This window comes from Methyloceanibacter sp. (genome assembly GCF_050726195.1).
GTDB lineage: Bacteria > Pseudomonadota > Alphaproteobacteria > Rhizobiales > Methyloligellaceae > Methyloceanibacter.
In genome coordinates this window covers 1-18558 of sequence record NZ_JBOHJC010000025.1, presented here as the reverse complement: position 1 = coordinate 18558, position 18558 = coordinate 1, and the positions used below count along the sequence as shown (strand labels likewise).

General features: G+C 65.7%; 16 protein-coding genes and 1 pseudogene. 6 read left to right on the top strand and 11 right to left on the bottom strand.

Annotated elements, in window-relative coordinates; genetic code table 11:
- Positions 1–4: 4 nt before the first annotated feature.
- Positions 5–697, bottom strand: a complete 693-nt coding sequence (gene radC, locus ACRECX_RS14710) for a RadC family protein (protein ID WP_431559596.1) — start codon at positions 695–697, stop codon at positions 5–7.
- A gap of 16 nt (positions 698–713) precedes the next feature.
- Positions 714–1535, bottom strand: coding sequence for a type I methionyl aminopeptidase (gene map, locus ACRECX_RS14705; protein WP_431559595.1), 822 nt, complete (start codon positions 1533–1535; stop codon positions 714–716).
- A 121-nt stretch (positions 1536–1656) separates the two neighbouring features.
- Here map and ACRECX_RS14700 point away from each other — a divergent pair, with 121 nt between their 5' ends.
- On the top strand, positions 1657–2466 hold the full coding sequence (locus tag ACRECX_RS14700) for a competence/damage-inducible protein A (RefSeq protein WP_431559594.1): 810 nt from the start codon (positions 1657–1659) through the stop codon (positions 2464–2466).
- 372 nt (positions 2467–2838) lie between these two features.
- Here the strand turns inward: ACRECX_RS14700 and ACRECX_RS14695 are convergent, their stop codons facing one another.
- Both ACRECX_RS14695 and ACRECX_RS14690 read right to left on the bottom strand, forming a co-directional pair.
- Positions 2839–2964 carry a hypothetical protein gene (locus ACRECX_RS14695; protein WP_431559593.1) on the bottom strand — a complete coding sequence of 42 codons (126 nt, stop codon included), beginning with the start codon at positions 2962–2964 and terminating at the stop codon, positions 2839–2841.
- Between the two features lie 42 nt (positions 2965–3006).
- Positions 3007–6711, bottom strand: coding sequence for a vitamin B12-dependent ribonucleotide reductase (locus tag ACRECX_RS14690; RefSeq protein ID WP_431559592.1), 3705 nt, complete (start codon positions 6709–6711; stop codon positions 3007–3009).
- A gap of 417 nt (positions 6712–7128) precedes the next feature.
- Here ACRECX_RS14690 and ACRECX_RS14685 point away from each other — a divergent pair, with 417 nt between their 5' ends.
- The 4 genes from ACRECX_RS14685 to ACRECX_RS14670 all read left to right on the top strand — a co-directional run bounded on the left by ACRECX_RS14685 (position 7129) and on the right by ACRECX_RS14670 (position 9682).
- Entirely contained in the window at positions 7129–7722 is a 594-nt protein-coding gene (locus ACRECX_RS14685; protein WP_431559591.1) for a response regulator, read from the top strand.
- An 85-nt stretch (positions 7723–7807) separates the two neighbouring features.
- Complete coding sequence (locus ACRECX_RS14680; RefSeq protein WP_431559590.1) at positions 7808–8185, top strand: NADH:ubiquinone oxidoreductase subunit NDUFA12; 378 nt, start codon at positions 7808–7810, stop codon at positions 8183–8185.
- Entirely contained in the window at positions 8182–8967 is a 786-nt protein-coding gene (locus tag ACRECX_RS14675) for a class I SAM-dependent methyltransferase (protein WP_431559589.1), read from the top strand. Before ACRECX_RS14680 ends, ACRECX_RS14675 begins: the two co-directional genes overlap by 4 nt.
- A gap of 55 nt (positions 8968–9022) precedes the next feature.
- Positions 9023–9682: a DUF2155 domain-containing protein gene (locus tag ACRECX_RS14670; protein ID WP_431559588.1), complete on the top strand. Its 660-nt coding sequence runs from the start codon at positions 9023–9025 to the stop codon at positions 9680–9682.
- Here the strand turns inward: ACRECX_RS14670 and aat are convergent.
- The 6 genes and pseudogenes from aat to ACRECX_RS14640 form a co-directional block, all read right to left on the bottom strand.
- Positions 9658–10248, bottom strand: a pseudogene (gene aat / locus ACRECX_RS14665) (leucyl/phenylalanyl-tRNA--protein transferase); the annotation flags it as partial. The gene ACRECX_RS14670 and the pseudogene aat sit on opposite strands and share 25 nt — an antisense overlap.
- A 6-nt stretch (positions 10249–10254) precedes the next feature.
- Positions 10255–11610: an acetyl-CoA carboxylase biotin carboxylase subunit gene (gene accC / locus ACRECX_RS14660; RefSeq protein ID WP_431559587.1), complete on the bottom strand. Its 1356-nt coding sequence runs from the start codon at positions 11608–11610 to the stop codon at positions 10255–10257.
- A gap of 9 nt (positions 11611–11619) precedes the next feature.
- Complete coding sequence (accB, locus tag ACRECX_RS14655; protein ID WP_431559586.1) at positions 11620–12096, bottom strand: acetyl-CoA carboxylase biotin carboxyl carrier protein; 477 nt, start codon at positions 12094–12096, stop codon at positions 11620–11622.
- A gap of 18 nt (positions 12097–12114) precedes the next feature.
- Positions 12115–12567 (bottom strand): type II 3-dehydroquinate dehydratase, encoded by a 453-nt coding sequence (gene aroQ, locus ACRECX_RS14650; RefSeq protein WP_431559585.1) that lies wholly within the window; start codon positions 12565–12567, stop codon positions 12115–12117.
- 139 nt (positions 12568–12706) lie between these two features.
- Positions 12707–13510: a DsbA family protein gene (locus ACRECX_RS14645; RefSeq protein WP_431559584.1), complete on the bottom strand. Its 804-nt coding sequence runs from the start codon at positions 13508–13510 to the stop codon at positions 12707–12709.
- 24 nt (positions 13511–13534) lie between these two features.
- On the bottom strand, positions 13535–14893 hold the full coding sequence (locus ACRECX_RS14640) for a M48 family metalloprotease (protein WP_431559583.1): 1359 nt from the start codon (positions 14891–14893) through the stop codon (positions 13535–13537).
- A 329-nt stretch (positions 14894–15222) separates the two neighbouring features.
- Between ACRECX_RS14640 and ACRECX_RS14635 the strand changes: the two genes are divergently transcribed.
- A complete protein-coding gene (locus tag ACRECX_RS14635) occupies positions 15223–16338 on the top strand; it encodes a pyridoxal phosphate-dependent aminotransferase (protein WP_431559606.1) in 1116 nt (371 codons plus the stop codon).
- Between the two features lie 28 nt (positions 16339–16366).
- Here ACRECX_RS14635 and ACRECX_RS14630 read toward each other — a convergent pair.
- The coding region (locus ACRECX_RS14630; protein ID WP_431559582.1) for a ribonuclease E/G at positions 16367–18558 on the bottom strand (2192 nt) is incomplete at its 5' end.

Genomic DNA, 18558 nt, shown 5'->3' with positions numbered 1-18558 from the left:
TGGCCTAGATCAGCCCGAGCCCGCGGAAGCTGGCATGGCCCTGCTTGCCGACGATGATGTGGTCGTGGATCACGACCCCAAGCGGTTTCGCCGCGGCGACGATCTGCTTGGTCATCTCGATGTCGGCGCGTGATGGGGTGGGGTCGCCCGAGGGATGGTTGTGCACCAGCACGATCGCCGTGGCCGACAGCTCCAGCGCCCGCTTCACCACCTCCCGCACATAGACCGGCGTGTGGTCGACGGTGCCCCGCTGCTGCACCTCGTCGGCGATCATCTGGTTGCGCTTGTCGAGGAACAGGATGCGGAACTGCTCCTTGGCCTCGAAGCCCATGGCGGCGCGGCAATAGTCCAGCACCTGCTGCCATGACGCGAGCACCGGCCGCTCGAACACCTCGCCCCGCATCAGCCTAAGCGCCGTCGCGCGGATGAGCTTGATCTCGATGACGGCCGCCTCGCCGAGCCCCGGAATCTCCAGCAGCAGGTCCTCAGGCGCGTTCATGGCCTCGGCGAAGCTGCCGAAGCGGGCGAGGATCGCTTTGGCCAGCGGCTTGGTGTCCCGCCGCGGCATGGCGCGGAACAGGACAAGCTCGAGCAGCTCGTAGTCGGGCAGGGCGTCGGCGCCGCCCTCGCGAAACCGCTTCCTCAGGCGCTCGCGATGGCCGAGATAATGCGGCTTGGCGGCGTCCTTGAAGCCCATGCGGCCTTCGCTCGGGTTAGTGCGTGACGGGCGGCCGGTCCAAACCCTTCGGCGACAGGGTGAACACCTCGCACCCGGTCTCGGTGACGCCGACCGTATGCTCGAACTGCGCCGAGAGCGAGCGGTCGCGGGTTACCGCCGTCCAGCCGTCGGACAGGATCTTCACATGCGGCTTGCCGAGATTGATCATCGGCTCGATCGTGAACAGCATGCCGGGCTTGAGCGGCAGGCCTTCGCCCGGCTCGCCGTAATGCAGGATGTTCGGCCGGTCGTGAAATACGCGCCCGAGCCCATGGCCGCAGAAGTCGCGCACCACGCTGCAGCGCTCGCCTTCGGCGTAGGTCTGGATGGCGGCGCCGATATCTCCGGTGGTGGCGCCGGGCCTGACCGCCGCTACGCCGCGCATCAGGGCGTTGTAGGTGACCTCGAGCAGGCGCGAAGCGGCGCGGCTGATCTTTCCCACCGGGTACATGCGGCTCGAGTCGCCGTGCCAACCGTCGACGATGAACGTCACGTCGATGTTGAGCACGTCGCCCTCGCGGAGCACGCGAGGCCCCGGGATGCCGTGGCACACCACGTGGTTCAGCGACGTGCAGATCGATTTCGGGAAGCCGCGATAGTTCAGCGGCGCCGGGACGGCGTCATGGGCCATGGCGAAGTCGAACACCAAAGTGTCGAGCGCCTCGGTGGTCACGCCCGGATTCACATGCTCGGTGAGGAGGTCGAGCGCCTCGGCCACGAGCCGGCCCGCTTTCGCCATGCCGGCGAAGGCCTCCGGTCCGTGCTGCTTGATCTTGGTGTCGCGCGCCTGGGCGCGGGCGAATTCGAGATTGGACATGGGGTGCGATTATAAGGAACTTCTCTCCACTTAGGGGTAAATCTGCTCGGGTTCAATCATGCACCTGCCTTTTCCGCAAGACACCTGAGGCGAGGGCCGGCATGTTCGGCTAGAACAGGGCATGACCGACGCAAGGACCAGTTCGGACATCGTCACCGCCGCGCTCCTCGTGATCGGCGAGGAGATTCTCTCCGGGCGCACGGCAGATCAGAACATTGGCTATATCGCCGCCTACCTGGCCCGCGTGGGCATCGGCCTTCGCGAGGTGCGGGTCGTGGCCGATGAGGAGATGGAGATCGTCGCCGCCGTCAATGAGCTTCGCCGGCGCTTCACCTACGTCTTCACCACCGGCGGCATCGGCCCGACCCACGACGATGTGACCACGGACGCCATCGCCAAGGCCTTCGGCGTCGAGGCGGCGCTGAACGAGGAAGCTGTCGCCGCCATGCGCAGACACTTCGACGATCGCGAGCTGACGCCGGCCCGCCTCAGGATGGCCCGCATCCCGAAAGGGGCGGAGCTGATCCACAACGCCATATCCCGCGCGCCGGGCTTCATGCTTCAGAACGTGATCGTCATGGCCGGGGTGCCGCGAATCATGCAGGTCATGCTGGACGAGGTCATGCCCCGACTCGCCAAGGGGCGCCCCGTGCTGGCGCGCTCGGTCCGTGTCGATGCGCCGGAGGGCGACGTGGCCCCGCCGCTCGCCGCGCTCCAGGCGGCGCATCCGGAAGTGCAGATCGGCTCCTATCCCTTCTTCGAGCAGAAGCGGCTCGGGACCTTCGTGGTCCTGCGATGCGCCGACGAGGCGAGCCTCGAAGCGGCGGTGGCGGACCTGTGGCGCGTGATCGCCCGGGAAGGTTTCAGAGCTGTGGATAGCGAGGGGGCGGGGGCCTCGGACGAGTCGGTGCCTGATCCGAATCTGGACTGATTCGGCCATGAGGCCCTCGGGCGTGCCTCTCCGTCGCGAGGCTGCGGGTAGGGACTGACGTCATGATCGCGCCTCGCCGGACTCTGTTTCGCGCATCGCACCGCGCGAAGATCACGACCGCCGACGGACGTCGCTCGGCCCGCGCACGATGCATCGACGCGCAAGAGTGAGTGCAAACGACACGCGCTGCCCACGTCGCGCAACGCAACGAAGCGTCGCCTTGTTATCGCGACCGCTCGCTTCGCAACCTGGCGCAGAAAACGAAAATCCCTGGAGCGCGTCCAGGGATGCCTACCGGTAACCGGCTGTTTTTGCGGGAAAAATCAGAAGAAAAAAGGCGCGGAGCTGGTGTGCCCCGCGCCTCTTGAGAAGCTACTTCCGCTTCGCGGCCTTGCGCTTGCGCGCCTTGCCGGTCTTCTTAGCAGTCGACTTTTTGGCGGCGGCCGTCTTCTTACGGGCCGGTGCCTTCTTCTTCGCTGCTTTCCTCTTTGCTGCCATTTTCATCCCTCCTTCGGGTGGCTGGCTGGGTAAGGTCTCACTCTAACTACAACCGCTCGTCGCTCCGCACGTATCGCATTTGAGACACGTACCGTTTCGTACGAGGGTAAAGTTACCGCATTCTCCACACGCTTCCCCTTCATAACCCTTAACGCGCGCTTCCGCGACAAGAACTGATGGGCCACGCTCGGCGAGCGCCTCGACGGCAAGAGCGACATGCTCGACCGTCTCCGACGAAGGAGATTGAGTAGATGCGGCGGCAAGGCTTGTGGTCTCCGGGTGCGCGTCGTCCGCAGCGTGCGCCTGCAACGCACGCGCCGGAGCACCAGTGCCCTGCGCTTTGCTCGGCGTGAGGAACCTGCGCTCACCGAGGCGACCACGTGTGAAGCCTGGTGAGACGAGGGCCTCAGTGGAACGCTTGCCTTCGCCGGCGTCCCCTGAGCCGAGGGTTGTGCTGCCGATCTCACTTGGATCAACATGAGCAAGCTCGTACCGCCCAAGATAAGAAACTGCAAGCTCTCTGAACAGGTAGTCAAGGATCGAGGTGGCGTTCTTGATGGCTTCGTTCCCGCGCACCGGACCTGCAGGCTCGAACCGCGTGAAGGTGAAGGCATCGACGAACTCTTCCAGCGGCACGCCGTACTGCAAGCCGACGGACACCGCGATCGCAAAGTTGTTCATGAGCGAGCGGAAGGCGGCGCCCTCCTTGTGCATGTCGATGAAGATCTCGCCCAACCGCCCATCGGCATACTCGCCAGTTCTTAAATAGACCTTATGACCGCCGACCACGGCCTTCTGGGTGTAACCCTTGCGCCGGTCGGGCAGGCGCTCGCGATCGGCGCGGGCACGGACCCGCTCGACGATGCGCTCGACGATGCGCTCGGCGATCACCGTGGCGCGCTGCACCTGCGGCTGGTCCGAGACGATCGCGGCCAGCACTTCGTCCTGCTCCTCTTCTTCGTCGGCGAGGAGCTGGGCGTTGAGCGGCTGCGACAGCTTCGAGCCGTCGCGATAGAGCGCGTTGGCCTTGAGCGCGAGCCGCCAGGAGAGGAGATAGGCCTCCTTGCAGTCCTCGACGGAGGCGTCGTTCGGCATGTTGATGGTCTTGGAAATGGCGCCGGAGATAAAGGGCTGGGCCGCGGCCATCATGCGGATATGGCTCTCCACCGAGAGGAAGCGCTTGCCCTTGCGCCCGCACGGGCTCGCACAGTCGAACACCGGCAGGTGCTCGGGCTCGAGCCCCGGCGCGCCTTCCAAGGTCATGGCCCCACAGGCATATTCGTTGGCCGCTTCGATTTCGCGTTTGGCGAAGCCGATCTCGGCCAGAAGGTCGAAATCGGCCGCATCGATCCGGGCCGGCTCGAGCCCGAGGACCTCGGTCAAGAAGGCCTCCCCGAGCGTCCACTTGTTGAACACGAACTTGATGTCGAAGGCGGACGCCACCGCCTTCTCCACCGCCGCGATCTTATCGGGCGTGAAGCCGCGGGCCGCGAGCGTCTCGTGGTTCACGCCAGGCGCGCCCGCGAGCGTGCCGCGGCCCACCGCATAGTCGATGATGCGCTTGGCCGCTTCCTCGCCATAGCCAAGCACGCGGAGCGCCTCCGGCACCATGCGGTTGATGATCTTGAAATAGCCGCCGCCAGCGAGCTTCTTGAACTTGACCAGGGCAAAATCGGGCTCGATCCCGGTGGTATCGCAATCCATCACCAGGCCGATCGTGCCGGTGGGCGCGATCACCGTGGCCTGGGCGTTGCGGTAGCCGAACGCGCGGCCAAGCTCGAGCGCCTGGTCCCAGGCGCGCATGGCGTGGGCGAGGAGCTGCGGCTCCGGGCATGAGGCATGGTCGAGAGGCACCGGCGACATGGCGAGGTCCTCGTAGCCCTCTTTGTCGCCGCGGGCGGCACGCGCGTGATTGCGCATCACCTTGAGCATCGGCTCGCGGTTGGCCGCATAGCCGGGGAAGGGACCGAGCTCCCGCGCCATCTCGGCGCTCGTGGCATAGGCCACGCCGGTCATGATGGCGGTGAGCGCGCCGCACAGCGCCCGGCCTTCGGCCGAGTCGTACGGAATTCCTGAGGCCATCAGCAGGCCGCCGATATTGGCGTAGCCGAGCCCGAGCGTCCGGTACTCGTAGGAGAGTTGCGCGATGCGGCGCGACGGGAACTGCGCCATGGTCACGGCGATCTCGAGCACGACCGTCCACAGCCTGATGGCGTGCTCGTAAGCTTCGACGGCGAAGCTTCCGTCCGCATTGCGGAACGCCATCAGATTGAGCGAGGCGAGATTGCAGGCGGTGTCGTCGAGGAACATGTACTCGGAGCAGGGATTCGACGCCTTGATCTCGCCCGCCGCCGGACAGGTATGCCAGTCGTTGATCGTGGTGTGGAACTGGATGCCTGGGTCGGCGCAGGCCCATGCCGCGTAGCCGATCTGGTCCCACAACGCCCGAGCCTTGAGCGTCTTCGCCACGGCGCCGTTCTTGCGGAGGATGAGGTCCCAATTGCCGTCGGCCTCGACCGCCTCGAGGAAGGCGTCGGGGACCCGGACCGAGTTGTTGGAGTTCTGGCCGGAGACGGTACGGTAGGCCTCGGAGTCCCAGTCCGTGTCGTAGGTCGGGAACTGAATCGAGGTGTAGCCCTGGCGGGCGAACTGGATCACCCGGCGGATAAAGTTGTCTGGCACCTTGGCCTTGCGCGCGGCCTTCACCTCGCGGCGCAGCGCGGGATTGCGCTTGGGATCGAAGCAGTCGTCGCCGTCGCCCTCGCAATTGACGCACGCCTTGAGCACGGCATTGAGCCGCTCGGCGAGGATCTTGGAGCCGGTGACGAGCGCCGCCACCTTCTGCTCCTCGGTGACCTTCCAATTGATGTAGGCCTCGATGTCGGGATGGTCGATGTCGACCACCACCATCTTGGCGGCGCGCCGCGTGGTGCCGCCCGACTTGATGGCGCCGGCCGCCCGGTCGCCGATCTTGAGGAAGCTCATCAGGCCCGAGGACTTGCCGCCGCCCGACAAGGGCTCGTGCTCGCCGCGCAGCCGCGAGAAATTGGTGCCCGTGCCGGAGCCGTATTTGAACAGGCGCGCCTCGCGCACCCAGAGGTCCATGATGCCGTTCTCGTTGACGAGATCGTCCTCGATCGACTGGATGAAGCAAGCGTGCGGCTGGGGATGCTCGTAGGCCGAGGTTGAGGCCCGGACGTCGCCCGTGGCGAAGTCCACATAGTAATGTCCCTGGCTCGGGCCATCGATGCCATAGGCCCAATGCAGCCCCGTGTTGAACCATTGGGGGCTGTTCGGCGCCCCCATCTGCATGGCAAGCATGTGGCGGAGCTCATCGTAGAAGGCGGACGCGTCCTCCTCGGAGGAGAAGTAGCCGCCCTTCCAGCCCCAATAGGTCCAGGTGCCGGCGAGCCGGTCGAACACCTGGCGCGCGTCGGTCTCGCTGCCGAAGCGCTCCGCCTCCGGCAGCTCGGCAAGCGCCGCCTCGTCGGGCGTCGCCCGCCACAGCCAAGACGGCACGGAATTCTCCTCGACCCGCTTGAGCCGCGCCGGGACGCCGGCTTTGCGGAAATATTTCTGCGCGAGGATGTCGGCGGCGACCTGGCTCCACTGGGCCGGCACCTGAAAGCGGTCGAGCGCGAACACCACCGAGCCGTCGGGGTTTTTGATCTCGCTCCGGCTCTCCCGGAACGAAATGGCCTCATAAGGTGACCGTCCTGGCTCGGTAAAACGTCTCTGAATCCGCATCGTGCTCCCCACCCCCTTCAAAAATCAGGCTTTCTCCAATGCGTTCGCGCAACTCTCGAACGTGGGGCGATTCGTCTTCCCCATCAACATCTATGCACCGACCGGTTACTGTACCACTAAACCCTGTGGGCGAGTGCAGGAATTGTATGTGGAAAGGTGTTGGGTGACTTGCAAGGCGGCCGCTCGGCCAGCCCCGTAAACGGGCCCTTTCCGGGGCTCTCGTGCGCTCCTTCTAAGCGTGCAGGCCCGCGCGCGGCGGGGCTCTGGACAAAGGAGGTTGATAAGGCGCGGACGGGAGCAATTCCTCCATCCTTGGGCCGCGAAGTCGCCAACTTTGAGCGTATCCTTCATCCTCTATTTACGACCGCATCAGTAATTTGTTGAAGGTCCCGAAAGCGTCGTAAAGCGGGGAATCGCGTGCAGTCCCAGTTCCAGCATCGCGCCTTTGGCCGCGACCTCGAGCAGATTGTTGTGTCGGTCGTCGACAATCGGCGGCCAATGCTCGCCATGATGCGGGCGATGCTGGCGGCGATCGGCGTCGGCCGCATCGACACCCATGAGAGTCCCGCCGAGGCCTTCGAGGCGATGACCCGCGGTGCGCCGGATCTCGTCATCGCCGCAGCGGCCATGCAACCCATTTCCGGGCCCGACCTCGTCAGGTCGATGCGCCACCGCGACGCCGGCCCCTTGAGTTTCATCCCGGCCATGGTGATGAGCGCCCATGCCAAGCCCGGTCTCATCGAAGAGGCGCTGAGGGCAGGGGCCCATCAGGTGCTGGTGCTGCCCACCTCGGCCAGCACACTCTATCGTCGGCTCGATTGGCTGCTCAACGACGACCGGCCCTTCGAGCTCGACGGCGAGCATTATGTCGTCGCCGGCATGGAGGAGCGCCTCGCACTGAGCTTCCCGCGCCCGACCTACGTCCCCGTACCGGCACGGGCTCCGCTCGCCGTCGGCGCGGAGCACGGCGCCGAGCCTTACGTCTTGCGGATGCGCGAAGCCCAGAACTAGAGCGCGTCGTTGGCGCCGCTGGACAGGGGCTGGGGCAAAAGGCCATAGTCCCGAGCATCAGCTCCGTAGGCGCCGAACCAAATTCATGGGACTTATCAGTGAACTGTTTGCCTGGTGGAAGGGCAACACCCTCGGCACGCGACTCTTCACCTGGCGAAAGGGTGAGCGCGTCGGCGAGGACGGTCTCGGCAACGTTTATTACCGGGAGCTCAATGGCGACCGCCGCTGGGTGATCTACCGCACCCTGTCGGAGCCGTCGCAGATTCCGCCGGAGTGGCATGCCTGGCTGCATCACACCGTCGATGTGCCGCCGACGGAAGAGGACTACACGCCGCGCCCATGGCAGAAGGCGCACCGGCCAAACATGACCGGCACCTACGAGGCGTACCGTCCGCCCGGCTCGACCTTGCGTCCGCAGGTGCAGAAGCCGCGCATGGACTACGAGCCGTGGCAGCCGAAATGACCCACTCATCGACGGCGGATGCCGCGCCGAAATCGGTTCAGCGCTGGTCGGCGGCGGACTATGCGAAGAACGGTCGTTTCGTGCAGGAGATGGCTGGCGCGGTGTTCGCCATGCTGGCGCCGAAGCACGGCGAGCGCATCCTCGACCTTGGCTGCGGCGACGGCACCCTGACCGCGGAGATCAAGGCCGCCGGCGCCGACGTGCTCGGCGTCGATCTCAGCGACGAGCTGCTCGCGGTGGCGCGCATGAAAGGACTCACCGTCCGCAAGATGGACGGCCACGAGCTCGACTTCGTGCATGAGTTCGACGCGGTGTTCTCCAACGCTGCGCTCCACTGGATGCGGGCACCAGAGCGCGTGATCGCCGGTGTCGCCCGGGCGCTCAAACCGCGCGGCCGGTTCGTCGGCGAACTCGGCGGTCATGGCAATGTCGCCGCGCTGGCCACGGCCATGCGCGCGGTGAACAAGACGCGGAGGGGCGATCCCGCGCTCGTCACGCCATGGTTCTTTCCGACCGTCGAGGAATATAGCCGCCTCCTGACCAGAGGCGGGTTCACCGTCCAGGAGATCGTTCTCGTGTCGCGCCCGACCCCGCTCAAGACGGGTATCGAAGGCTGGCTCAAGACCTTCGGCCGTTCCTTCTTCGATCAGTTCCCTGAGCCGGAACGGACGGCCGCGCTCAACGAGGCGATCGAGCTGGTACGGCCGTCCCTCTGCGACAGCCGGGGCGCCTGGACCGCCGACCATGTCAGGCTCAGGTTCAGCGCCGAACGCAGTGCCTGAAGGGGAGGGGCTGCTTGCTGCCACACCGTTGCCCCAATGATCGACGAGGCCTTTGATGGTAGAGGAGCGCACCGGGACTTTTGAGGTGTGCGGCATGATGCGACGGCAGAGCATTTTCAGGGACGGATCGGCCCTCGGACGCCACGTTCTGGCAGCCATCGCGGCTGCCGGCGCCGCGGCGCTGCCTTGCGGCCTCGCCAACGCCGAGCTGATCAAGAACCCGATCGCCGTGTTCGCCGCCCTCGACAAGGTGACCGGCCGCATCTCCCATCTCGAGATTCCCATCGATCAAACCGTCGAATTCGGCGCGCTGAAGGTTACGCCCCGGGTCTGCGATACGCGCCCGCCGACGCAGACGCCGCACACCGCCTCATTCGTCGAGGTGGACGAGATCAAGCTCACCGGCGAGCAGCATCGCATCTTCACCGGCTGGATGTTCGCCGAGAGTCCCGGGCTTCACGCCGTGGAGCACCCGGTGTTCGACGTTTGGCTGACGAGCTGCAAGACGCCGGAGGGTGCCAAACCGGTGGAAAGTACCGAGAACGCGCCTGCCGAGGGAGAGCCGGCACCGGCCGAGGGCGAGCCTGCGCCTCCTGCAGCCGCCGAGGCACCGCCGCCGGCCGCCGCAGAGCCGCCGCCACCTGCGGCCGCCGCGGCGCCCGAGCCCGACGTGTTGCCCTGGCTCGTCCCCAACGCGTCCTCGAGAAGGCGCTGAAACTCCTGACGGCTGACCTCGATCGCGCCGAAACGGGCGAGGTGCCCGGTCACGAATTGCGTATCGAGCAAGATGAAGCCGCCCGCCTTTAGCCTAGCGATCAGATAGACGAGCGCGATCTTGCTCGCATCGCGCGCGCGGCTGAACATGCTCTCGCCGAAGAACGCGCGGCCCAGATGGACGCCGTACAGGCCGCCGGTCAGTTCGCCGTCCTGCCACACCTCGACCGTATGGCAATGGCCGAGCGCGAACAGCTCGCGGTAGAGGCCACGGATGCGCCCGTTGATCCACGTCGAGCGCCGGCCCGCGCGGGGCGCGGCGCAGCCTTCGATGACCGCCTCGAAGTCGTTGTCGACCTTCACGTCGAAGCCGCCGCGGCGGATGGTGCGGGCGAGGCTCTTCGGTATGTGCACCCGGTCGAGCGGCAGGATGCCGCGTCGCTCAGGCTCGATCCAGTAGAGCGCGTTGTCGTCCGCGCTCTCCGCCATGGGGAAGATGCCGCACGCATAGGCCTTGAGCAGCACCTGCGGCGTGATCTCGATCATCACGTCGTCAATGGTGGTCATGGCGCTCTACCCCTGGCGCGAGGTGTTCGGCGACAGATGGTCCTCGAGCCAATGAATATCGTAGTTGCCATCGACGATGTCGGGCTCGGAGATGAGCGAAGTGAACAGCGGAATGGTGGTCTCGATGCCATCAACGACGAATTCTCCGAGCGCCCGCTTGAGCCGCATCAAGCATTCGTTGCGCGTGCGGGCATGCACGATGAGCTTGCCGATCAGACTGTCATAATACGGCGGAATGGTGTAGCCGGCGTAAGCGCCTGAATCGACCCTCACCCCGAGCCCGCCCGGCGGATGGAAATGGGTGATCGTTCCCGGCGACGGCCTGAAGGTGTGCGGATTCTCGGCGTTGATGCGGCATTCGATGGCGTGCCCGTTGAAGCGCACGTCCTCCTGGCGGAGCGACAGCGGCGCGCCGGCGGCGATGCGGATCTGCTCGATCACGAGGTCGAGCCCGGTGACCATCTCGGTGACGGTGTGCTCGACCTGGAGGCGCGTGTTCATCTCGATGAAGAAGAACTCGCCCCCTTCGTACAGGAACTCCACGGTGCCGACACCGCGGTAGCCCAGCGTCCGCATGGCCTTCGCCACCGTCTCGCCGATGCGGATGCGCTCGCTTTCGTTGAGAGCGGGCGAGGGAGCTTCCTCCCAGAGCTTCTGGTGGCGGCGCTGGAGCGAGCAGTCGCGCTCGCCGAGATGGATGGCGTTGCCCTGGCCGTCGGCGAGCACCTGCACCTCGATATGACGGGGCCGGGCGAGATATTTCTCCAGATAGACCGTATCGTCGCCGAAAGCGGCGCGCGCCTCGTTGCGCGCCGCCGAAAGCGCCGGTGCAAGCTCGTTCTCGAATGAGGCGAGCTTCATGCCGCGGCCGCCGCCCCCTGCCGCCGCCTTGACCATCACGGGATAGCCGATCGCCTTGGCGATCGCCTCGGCCTCCTTGAGGCTCCCGACCGCGCCGTCCGACCCCGGCACAACGGGGATGCCGAGTTCCCTGACCGTCTCCTTGGCCCTGATCTTGTCGCCCATCAGCCGCACGTGCTCGGCCGTCGGCCCGATGAAGGCGATCTTGTGTTCCTCGAGGATCTCGGCGAAGCGGGAATTCTCGGCGAGGAAGCCGTAGCCCGGATGCACCGCGTCGGCGCCGGTGATCTCGCAGGCGGCGACGATGGCGGGGATGTTGAGATAGCTGTCCTTGGCCGGAGGCGCGCCGATGCACACACTCTCGTCGGCGAGGCGGACATGCATGGCGTGAGCGTCGGCCGTCGAGTGCACCGCCACAGTGGCGACGCCGAGCTCCTTGCAGGCACGTTCAATGCGAAGCGCGATCTCTCCCCGGTTCGCGATCAGGATCTTGTCGAACATCGAGACCGACTAATGTTGCTCGATCACCACCAAGGGCTCGCCGTATTCCACCGGCTGACCGTCCTCGATCAGAATGGCGATGACGGTACCGGCCTTTGGCGACGGGATCTGGTTCATGGTCTTCATCGCTTCGATAATCAGCAGGGTTTGGCCGGCCGCGACCCTGGTGCCGACCTCGACGAACGGCGGCGCACCGGGCTCCGGCGAGCGATAGGCGGTGCCGACCATCGGCGAGGTGACGGTGCCTGGGTGCACCGCGACGTCCTCGGCTTGCGACCCGCGCTGCTTCGGCTCGCGATGATCGCGGGGCTCGGCCGCGCCGCCGTTGGAGGTCGTGGTCAAGGTCGTGGTGAGATTGACGCCACGGGCGACCCTGATGCGGCGGCCTTCGACCTCGATCTCGATCTCAGTGAGTCCGGTCTCCTCGAGAAGCGCGGCGAGCTCTCTGATCAGATCCTTGTCGAGGGTGCCCCCGTCGTTGGTCATCGGCGTCCTTTCTGACTGTCAGCCGGCCTTGCCGGGAGAGATCGTGGCGGCGAGGGCCTCGATGGCCAGCTCGTAGCCCAACGCACCGAAGCCGCAGATCACGCCCTCCGCCGCCTTGGAGATATACGACCGGTGGCGAAACGGCTCGCGAGTGAAGATATTGGAGAGGTGAACCTCGACGGCGGGAACCGGGCAGGCGAGCAGTGCATCGAGCATGGCGATCGAAGTGTGGGTAAACGCGCCGGCATTGACGATGAGACCCGCCGCGTCCGTCCTCGCCTCCTGAATCCAGGCCACCAGCTCGCCCTCGTGGTTGCTTTGGCGAAAGTCTACCTTAAGGCCGAGCGCCTTGGCCTTCCGCTCGCACCTTTGGCGGAGGTCGTCCAGCGTCCCCTTGCCGTAGACCTCCGGTTCGCGGGACCCAAGCAGGTTGAGATTGGGACCGTTCAAGACGTAGATCGGTTTGGCCATGGTGGATCGCGGGGCGCCTGTCGTTGGCCGGGCCGGCCGCTGAACGCCAACCCGCTCCTTGGGGAAACGCGCCCCTTTATCAGCTTTTCCGCCGCTCGGCAAAAGGCCATGGAGCCAGGGTGCCCCTGGACTTAGGCCCTCAGCAGGTGGCCTTGCAGCCGTTCTTGCGGACCTCCGCCACGTTTTCCACGAGCTGATCGTAAAGGTCCTCCGGCGCCCCGGGGATGGTCCGGTCGCCGATCAGGTAGAGCGGCGTGCCTTGCAGGCCGAGCTTTTGGGCGAGTTCTCTCGCCTCGTCGAGCGCCTGCTGGACCTCTTCGCTTTCCATGTCCTTCTCGAGCTGCGGCACGTCGAGGCCGATTTCGTTGGCGACGCGCAGCACCTTGTCCTTGTTGGCCTTGCCTGGTGCGGTGAACAGCTTCTGATGCATCTCGAAATACTTGCCCTGCTTGTTCGCGGCGAGCGCCCCCTTGGCCGCATCTTCGGACTCTTCGCCGAAGATCGGCAGTTCCTTGAACACGAACCGCACCTGGCCGTCGTTGTCGATCAACTTGACGACGTCCGGCATCGCGCGTTTGCAGTAACCGCAATTGTAGTCGAAGAACTCGACGACGGTGACGTCGCCGTTGGGATTGCCCGCGGCGAACGCAAGCGGCGAGCGGAACAGCGCGTCGGCGCTGTCGCTGATGACCTTCTCCTGCAACGCCGCCTGCTCCTGCTGCTGGCGCTTGTCGAGTTCGGTCGTCATCTCCACGAGGATTTCGGGGTTCTCGGTGAGATAGTTGCGAACGATGTCGACGACCTCGTTCTCCTGCAACGAAGCGGACGGGGCGTCCACCACCCCCGGGGCGGTGCGCCAAATGACGAGGATCGTGGCGGCGCTGACGATGGCAGCCACGACGGCGGCCACCAATGCAGTGGCCAAGCCAGTCTTAGGGGTCATACTCAAGGTCTCCGGGGGCTAGAGTCAGTTGTGCTGAGGAATTTCGAAGGCGAGGATGTCGTCGGCCCTGATCCAATTCGGCGTGCCGTTGGGCAGACCTTCCTTGGCCCGTTTGGCCTGCTGCTTGGCAAGACTTAAGCGACCTTCATAGAAATAGGCTTCGGCCGAGGCAAGTGAAGCTTCGGCCATGAATTGGCGCTTGGCGCCTGAGGCATGTGCCAGTTCGGCCTTGCGTGCATAGGCCGAGGCGAGCTGGCGATAGCCCATCGCCGAGGATCTCTCGCGGGCAAGCGCCGTGCGCAAGTTGCGAATCGCCTCGTCGAGGTATTTCGCATTGTTGGTGCCGATCAGGGCCTGCGCCAGCATGATACGGATCAGCGGCTCGTTCGGCGCGAGTTCGACCGCCTTGCGCAGTGGCTCGATCGCCGTCGCGCCCTTGCCGCTCTCGAACAGGAACTGGCCCTTGAGCTCGTAGAAATAGGGCCAATTCGGCTGCGCGGCGATGAGTTGATCGAGGAGCGGCATGGCGACTTGCACGCCGGACTGCCGATAGGTGGCAATGGCCCTCGCATAGACGGCAGCAAGGGAGGTGTCGGTCGCCGGATAGCGATTGAACGCGACCTCGGGCTTGTCGAGGAAGCCCGAGAGCTTGGCCCGTATCAGGTCGTGGCGGAACTGGAGCGCGGGCGGGTCCTTGTTGTCGTAATAGGGGCTCGAGACCACAAGCTCCCGCAGTTGCTCGATGCGCTGCTTCGGCAACGGGTGGGTCATCAGATAAGGGTTGATGCCCTGGATGCCGCGGAGCTTCTCGGCCAACACGTCGAACGTCTCGAGCATGCCGCGCCCGGATTGCTTGGTGGCGTTGAGAAACACCATGGCGGCTTGGTCGGCGGACGATTCTTCGGTCTGGCGGTAGGCCAGCACGCTGCGCATGGCGGCGTCGGTGCCGCCGAACGCGGCCCCCATGCCGAGCTGCCCCATGCCCGGCGCGCCGGCGATGGCGCCGCCGGCCATGGCGGCCAGGCCGAGCAGCTGAAGCATAAGCGCCGCGGACTTTGCCTTCGAGATCTGCGTGCGCAGCCGCGCGAGGTGGCCGCCGGTAATATGACCGGTCTCGTGGGCGATCACCCCGATGACCTGGTTCGGCGTCTCCGCCATGATCAATGCACCCGCGTGCATGAACATGTTCTGGCCGTCGACGACGAAGGCGTTGAAGTTCCGGTCGTTGACGATATGGATCTGGACATTGTGCGAGCCCAAGCCGGCGGCGGTAAGGATGGGCTTGGCGTAGTCGCGGATCAGCGCCTCGATCTCAGCGTCGCGGATGAGCCCCGCCGCGTCGGCCGAGGTCGAGACCACGAGCGAGCCGATAAGCCCGGCCACAAGCCCGGTGCGAAGCCGCGAAGGGGCTCGATGAGGTCGGGATTGAGCCAAGAGAGGCATGGTTGGGCTTGATCGTATAGCTTGCGCGAAGCGGGGCAAAGACGCCTGTTTTCTTTCGCCTTCTCCGGGCGTTACGCTCGCTGCCGCTTCCGGCCTTTGCGCCATTTGCCAAGCCTTGTTTGCTTGACTTTTGAATGAGGCGACAACGTGACGGCACATCGAGGCGAAAATCAACAATGCGCGAGGCAAGCCCCGTGAACGACAAGGCGAAGGAGAGGGGACTGCCGCGGCCGATCGCCGAAGCGCGCAGCATAGACTCGTTCATCGTCATGGACGTGATGGGCGAGGCCAACGCCCGCGAGACGAAGGGGGAGGACATCATCCATATGGAGGTCGGCCAGCCGGCGACCGCTGCCCCGCGCGCGGCGCGTGAGGCCGCACGGCGCGCGCTCGAATCGGAGCGGCTCGGCTACACCGAGGCGCTTGGGCTTCCGGCCTTGCGCGAGCGCATCGCGCGCTACATGACGGAGCGTTATGGCGTCGGCGTGGGGCCGGAGCGGATCGTCGTCACCGCAGGCTCATCGGCGGGCTTCGTGCTCGCCTTCCTTGCCATTCTCGATCCTGGCGAGGCACTTGGCCTGCCGTCGCCGGGCTATCCCTGCTACCGGCAGGTCCTGAAGGCGCTTGGCATGCGCCCGTTCCTGATCGAAACGTCAGGTCAGGGTCGCTGGATGCCGACGATCGCCGACGTCGATCACCTTGCTGCCGAGAAAGTCGCCGGCCTTCTCTTGGCCAGCCCCAACAACCCGACGGGGACCATGGTGGAGGGCCCGCGCCTCGCCGAGATCGCTGCGGCATGCCGGCGGCACGGACTATGGCTCGTCTCCGACGAGATCTATCACGGGCTGGAATACGACGTGGTCGCTGAAACGGCGCTGCAACATTCCGGCGAGGCCATCGTCGTCAATAGCTTCTCCAAATATTTCAGCATGACCGGCTGGCGCATTGGCTGGCTCGTGGTGCCGGAGGCCCTGATCCGCCCCATCGAGCGGCTCGCGCAGAACCTCTACATCTCGCCGCCCGCGATCTCGCAGGTCGCGGCGCTCGGGGCTTTCGATGGCATCGACGAATTGGAGGCGATCAAGGCCGGCTACGCGCGCAATCGCGCCATGCTGCTCCAGGAGCTGCCGCGCGCCAGGCTTAGCGCCATTCTGCCTGCCGACGGCGCATTCTATCTTTACGCCGACGTGAGCCGCTTCACTTCGAATAGCGAGGCGTTTGCCAAGGCGATGCTGAAGGACATCGGCGTCGCAACCACGCCCGGCATCGACTTCGATCCCGACCGGGGGCGGAGCTACATAAGGCTCTGCTACGCGGGGCCTGAAGCCAAGATGCGCGAAGCGGCGCGCCGCATCGCCGCCTGGCTCAAGCAAAAGCAGGAATGAGGAGGCGCGCTAGGCGCCTGCTCAGATTTTACCCGCGCGACCACCAGCCTCTGCGCCGCGATGTCGGCTCGCCGTCCCCCTCGCTTTCGACCCGCGCCTCTGACTGCGAGGCCGGCTCCTCGGACGTCGAGGCCACGCTGAAGGTTGGCTCTTTCTCGCGTGCAGGGCGCTCGGCGCGTCCGCTTGGCTGATTTTCCTCAGGGCCTTTGCCGTTCGGCCGCTCCTCGCGAGGCGCGGGTGCCTCCTTTGCGGCAGGCTCCCGGTGCGGAGCGCTCGCTTCGGACAGGTCCGTGCCACTCTCCACTTGGACATCGCCGCCGGCTGACGGCTGCTGCCGCTGGCCTGACCGGCCGCGTCTGCCGCCGCGGCGGCCTCGACGGCGCGGTGCCTTCCGCTCCTGAGGCCTCGCCTCGGTTTCGGCAATCTCCTCGGTCATGTCCTCGGCCTCGGCATCGTCCTCCACGGCCCCCGCGGACTTGGCGGCGCGCGGCGGACGCTCGGCATCCGCGCCGTCTTCGCCGTGACGCTTGCCACGCCGCCGCCGCCGCGAGCGGCGCTTGCCCGGCTCGGCCTCCGCCTCAGCGGCGGGGGGCGGCGTTTCCTCGCGATGATGCGCCCAGTCCATATGCACAACGGAGCTCTCGCCGTTGATCAACGCGCCTTCGGCGGCGCGCTCGATCACGAACTGCGAGATGTGCATTTCCTTGTCGGCGGTCACGGTGATCGGCACCTGATAGCGAGCCTCGATATCCTTCAGATGCGCGCGCTTCTGATTGAGAATGTAGAGCGCAACATCCACCGCCGTGGTGGTGACGAGCGGCACCACGCCGTCGGTGATGAGCCGGTCCTCGACCGAGCGCAGGATGTCGAGCGCCACCGATTCCACCGAGCGTACGATGCCGGTGCCCTGGCACATCGGGCAGGAGGTCGTCGAGCCTTCCAGCATTCCGGTGCGCAAGCGCTGGCGGGACATTTCCAGCAGCCCGAAATGGCTGATGCGCCCGACCTGGATGCGCGCGCGGTCGTAGCGCAGCGCCTCCTTCAAGCGCCGCTCGACCAGGCGGTTGTTGCGCCGCTCGTCCATGTCGATGAAGTCAATGACGATGAGGCCGGCCAAGTCGCGCAGGCGAAGCTGCCGGGCGATCTCCTCGGCGGCCTCGAGATTGGTCTTGAGCGCCGTGTCCTCGATATTGTGCTCACGGGTCGCCTTGCCCGAGTTGACGTCGACCGAGACGAGAGCCTCGGTCTGGTTGATGACGATATAGCCGCCTGACTTCAGCACCACCTGCGGCGAGAACATCGCCGCGAGTTGGCGCTCCACCTGGTAGCGGATAAAGACGGGCTCCGGCTCCTTGTAGGGCTTTACGTTCTTGGCGTGGCTCGGCATGAGCATGCGCATGAAGTCCTTGGCCTCGCGATAGGCGTCGTCGCCCGCGACCAGCACCTCGTCGATGTCCTTGTTGTAGAGGTCGCGGATCGAGCGCTTGATCAGGCTGCCTTCCTCGTAGACGAGGGCAGGGGCCGTCGACTTCAGCGTGAGGTCGCGGACGTTCTCCCACAGACGGAGCAAATAGTCGTAGTCGCGCTTGACCTCGGTCTTGGTGCGCTGTGCGCCCGCGGTGCGGATGATTAGGCCCATCCCGTCCGGGACTTCGAGCTCGCCGGCGATCTCGCGCAGGCGTTTGCGGTCTGTCGGCTGCGTAATCTTGCGCGAAATACCGCCCCCGCGTGCCGTATTCGGCATGAGCACGGTGTACCGGCCAGCGAGGGAGAGATAGGTGGTTAGGGCGGCACCCTTGTTGCCGCGCTCCTCCTTGACGACTTGCACGAGAATGATCTGGCGGCGGCGGATCACTTCCTGGATCTTGTAGGGACGGCCGCGCCGGCGCCGCGCCCGCTCCGGCACTTCCTCGAGCGCGTCCTCTGAGCCGACCGACTCGACCCGCTCGGCGGCCTCCTCGGCGTTGCCTTCCTTCATGGCGACCGGCTGGCCGACCGTCTCGCCAGACTCCTCGTCGTCCTCATCGTCGACGACCGGCGCCTCGGCAATCCCGCCGACCTCGACTACCTCCTCGTCGCCGGCGGGAGCCGGCTCCGACACCTCGTGGACCAGCTCGCTCGCCTCCATGACGACGCTCGTTGCGTCGTCGTCGCGTGGCGTCGTGTCGATCTCGTCCTCTTCGTCGAACTCGAATTTCGCGATGCCGATCGGGTCCGGCG